The sequence below is a fragment of the uncultured Aquincola sp. genome (genome assembly GCF_964001545.1).
In the GTDB taxonomy this organism is placed as follows: Bacteria; Pseudomonadota; Gammaproteobacteria; order Burkholderiales; family Burkholderiaceae_C; genus Aquincola.
Window position 1 is genome coordinate 1 of sequence record NZ_CAXFDV010000563.1, and the last position, 3,675, is coordinate 3,675.

Annotated in this window: 4 protein-coding genes; 3 read left to right on the forward strand and 1 reads right to left on the reverse strand. The window is 66.6% G+C overall.

All coding sequences use genetic code 11. The features are described 5' to 3' along the window. Window positions 1-205: 205 nt before the first annotated feature. The 3 genes from ABNT58_RS19370 to ABNT58_RS19380 all read left to right on the forward strand — a co-directional run bounded on the left by ABNT58_RS19370 (window position 206) and on the right by ABNT58_RS19380 (window position 2,096). Window positions 206-1,288: a TRAP transporter substrate-binding protein gene (locus ABNT58_RS19370; protein ID WP_348755060.1), complete on the forward strand. Its 1,083-nt coding sequence runs from the start codon at window positions 206-208 to the stop codon at window positions 1,286-1,288. A gap of 113 nt (window positions 1,289-1,401) precedes the next feature. Then, window positions 1,402-1,719, forward strand: a complete 318-nt coding sequence (locus ABNT58_RS19375; RefSeq protein WP_348755061.1) for a type II toxin-antitoxin system Phd/YefM family antitoxin — start codon at window positions 1,402-1,404, stop codon at window positions 1,717-1,719. 20 nt (window positions 1,720-1,739) lie between these two features. After that, a complete protein-coding gene (locus tag ABNT58_RS19380) occupies window positions 1,740-2,096 on the forward strand; it encodes a type II toxin-antitoxin system RelE/ParE family toxin (RefSeq protein WP_348755062.1) in 357 nt (118 codons plus the stop codon). Window positions 2,097-2,144: 48 nt separating this feature from the next. Here ABNT58_RS19380 and ABNT58_RS19385 read toward each other — a convergent pair. Beyond that, a partial coding sequence (locus tag ABNT58_RS19385) for a TRAP transporter large permease subunit (protein ID WP_348755063.1) occupies window positions 2,145-3,675 on the reverse strand: 1,531 nt, incomplete at its 5' end.

Consider the following 3,675-nt stretch of genomic DNA (forward strand, 5'->3'; position numbering starts at 1 on the left):
AAGCTCGCTGCGCTCGCGTCCCCCCGAGGGGGATCTCAGTCCCTTGGGGCGGCCCGGCGGGACTGAGGTGTCGCCGGTGGCTGACACCAAGCTGACGGCCTGCGGGCGGCGTCGCCGAATCTGCTGCGGGGAAACCCCCTCGGGGCCGACGAAATGCGGCTCCTAGAATCGCGCGACCTAAATTCCGTCCACAGGAGTCCCCTACATGGAACGTCGTTCCTTCGTTCGCGGTGCCGGCATCGCGGGCGTGCTGGCTGCGGGCACGGCCCCGGCCTTCGTGCAGGCCCAGGCCAACATCCGCTGGCGCCTGGCCAGCAGCTTCCCGAAGTCGCTGGACACCATCTACGGGGCCGCCGAAGTCTTCAGCAAGAAGGTGTCGGACATGTCCGGCGGCAAGTTACAGATCTCGGTGCATGCCGGCGGTGAACTGATGCCCCCGTTCGGCGTGGTGGACGCGGTGCAGAACGGCACCGTCGACATGTGCCACACCGTGCCGTACTACTTCTTCGGCAAGGACCCGACGTTTGCCATCGGCGCGGCCATCCCCTTCGGCATGAACAGCCGCCAGATGACCGCCTGGATGCTGCACGGCAACGGCCTGAAGCTGATGCGCGAGTTCTATGCGCAGTACAACATGATCAGCTTCCCCGGCGGCAATACCGGCAGCCAGATGGGCGGCTGGTTCCGCAAGGAAGTGAAGTCGCTGGCCGACATCAAGGGCCTGAAGTTCCGCATCGGCGGCTTCGCCGGCAAGATCATCGAGCGCATGGGCGGCGTGCCGCAGAACATCCCCGGCGGCGAGATCTACCAGTCGCTGGAAAAGGGCACCATCGACGCGGCCGAGTGGGTGGGCCCGTACGACGACCAGAAGCTGGGCTTCTACAAGGTGGCGCCGTTCTATGCGTACCCGGGCTGGTGGGAAGGCGGCCCCGAGGTCGACTTCTTCATCAACAACAAGGCCTACGACGCGCTGACGCCCGAGTACAAGGCCATCGTCGAGGCGGCCTCGTTGAGCGCGCACGTCGACATGCAGGCCAAGTACGACGCGCTGAACCCCGGCGCGCTCAAGCAACTGGTGGCCGCCAAGGTCAAGCTGATGCCCTTCCCGAAGGACGTGATGGACGCGGCCTTCAAGGAATCGATGGCGGTGTATTCGGAGCTGTCCAACAGCAACCCGGCCTGGAAGAAGGTGTACACCGACTACGCCGCCTTCCTGAAGGACCAGAACCTGTGGTTCCGCTTCACCGAAGGCCAGTTCGACCGCTACATGCAGTCGGCCAAGCTGTAAGTCTTCAGCTGCACCAATGACAAGGGCCCCGTGAGGGGCCCTTTGTCATGGGCTTGGCGAATTCCATACACTATCTGGCACAGGGCTTTGTCGAGCTTTCATCGGAGACGGTCATGGGCGTGCGTGCCAGCGACGTGGTACCTATCAGCGAAGCCCGAGCTCGGCTGACCGAACTCGCCGACGATGTGGTGACGCATGGCGCCGAAAAGCTGCTGACCAAAAACGGGTCGAGCTTCGTGGCGCTGGTGGATGCCCGCAAGCTCGACTACTACCACGCGCTCGAGGCGGAGTTTGCCAATGTGGTGCTGCTCGGCGACGCCCTGCAAGGCTTGCGCGACCTGGCCGCGGGCCAGCAGATGTCGGACGCCGAGCTTGACGAACTTCTGGGCGTGGCTGCGCCAACCAACAAGAAGTCGCCTCGACGCGCATGAGCGCGCCAGCGCGAGCCGGGGTGACCGCCACCCCGGGCTTTGCGCGCCGCCTGGCGGAGGCCCGGCAGTTCATGGCCCAGCAGAACGCCGAGTCTGCACCCAGGCGCTGGGCCCAGCTCCAGGCGCAAGTGCAGGCGGTTCGCGGACGATTGGCCAGCTATCCGGCGATGGGGCGGCCGGCAAGGGCGACGGAGTCCACCTCGGTGCATACACAAGTCATGCGCGACGCTCTCTCGGCTTTGCTGGCCTCGCTCGGTCTGCACGGCCTGCGCGAAGTGGTCATTGGCCGATATGTGCTGCTCTATGCCCACGACGACGCGCGTGTCGTGCTGCTGTCGCTGCGCCATGAGCGCCAGCTGTCCTTTCGGCTGAGCTAGCACCTGCGGGCGACGCCGCACCAGGGCCCCGCAGGGCCCCGGGCAGCATCAAGGCTTGCCGGCCTTCTTCGCGTCTTCCTTGATGGCGTCCTGCAGCGCCTTCATCGGGTCGTCTTCGGCCGCCGGGGCCGGGTCGGCGGAGGGCTCGCTGCCGCCGGCCTCGGGCACGGCGGGCACTTCCATGCCCGGCGCCGGGCTGGCTTCGGGCTCGGCCCCCGGCATCACCATCTCTTGCAGCGCCTTGTCGGCGTCAATGCCCGAGGCGGCCTCGGTGTCGTGACCCACCAGGCCCGGGAAGGCGATGATCATCGCCACCATCACCAGCTGGATGATCACGAAGGGCACGGCGCCCCAGTAGATCTCCGAGCTTTTGACCTTGGCGATCGGCTTCTTCGTCACGCGGTCGGTGTAGTCCTCGGTCGGCGCCACGCTGCGCAGGTAGAAGAGGGCAAAGCCGAACGGCGGATGCATGAACGAGGTCTGCATGTTCACCGCCAGCAGCACGCCGAACCACACCAGGTCGATGCCCAGCTTGTCGGCCACCGGCGCCAGCAGCGGCACCACGATGAAGGACAGCTCGAAGAAGTCCAGGAAGAACGCCAGGAAGAACACCAGGATGTTCACCACGATCAGGAAGCCCAGCTGGCCGCCCGGCAGGCTGCTCAGCAGGTGTTCCACCCACTTCGGGCCATCCACGCCCTGGAAGGCCAGGCCGAACACCGTGGCACCCAGCAGGATGAAGACCACGAAGCACGACAGCTTCATGGTGGTATCCATCGCCTGGCGCAGCAGGGCCAGGTTCAGCCGCTTGCGGGCCAGCGCCATCAGCAGCGCGCCCACCGCGCCCATCGCGCCGCCTTCGGTGGGCGTGGCCACGCCCAGGAAGATGGTGCCCAGCACCAGGAAGATCAGCGCCAGCGGCGGAATGAGCACGAAGGTCACCCGCTCGGCCATGCGCGACAGCAGCTTCAGCCGCAGCAGGCGGTTGAGCACCGCCAGCGTGAAGGCCACCGCCACGCCCACGCACATCGACAGCACGATGCGCTCGTCCGTTGCGGTGCCCTCGGGCCGGGTTTCGCCGAAGGCGACGCCCGCAGCCACCGCCAGCAGAAACACCACCAGCAAGGAGCGGTTGCCGCTGCTGCCGTCGTCTTCACGGATGGTGCGTGCTTCCAGCGGCAGTGCCGGTGCACGGTTGGGGTGGACGATGGTGACGATGAACACGTACAGCATGTACATGCCCACCAGCGTGAAGCCGGGGATGAAGGCGCCCTTGTACAGGTCGCCCACGCTGCGGCCCAGCTGGTCGGCCAGGATGATCAGCACCAGCGAAGGCGGGATGATCTGCGCCAGCGTGCCCGACGCGGCAATCACGCCGGTGGCCAGCCGCCGGTCGTAGCCGTAGCGCAGCATGATGGGCAGCGAGATCAGGCCCATGGAGATGACCGAGGCGGCCACCACGCCGGTGGTGGCGGCCAGCATGGCGCCCACCAGGATGACCGCATAGGCCAGGCCGCCGCGGATGGTGCCGAACAGCTGGCCGATGGTGTCCAGCAGGTCCTCGGCCATGCCCGAGCGC

What these genes read in the sequence shown, in the direction of transcription:
- ABNT58_RS19375 (WP_348755061.1), top strand. Translation starts at nt 1,402, where the DNA reads ATGGGCGTGCGTGCCAGCGACGTGGTACCTATCAGCGAAGCCCGAGCT.
- ABNT58_RS19370 (WP_348755060.1), top strand. Translation starts at nt 206, where the DNA reads ATGGAACGTCGTTCCTTCGTTCGCGGTGCCGGCATCGCGGGCGTGCTG.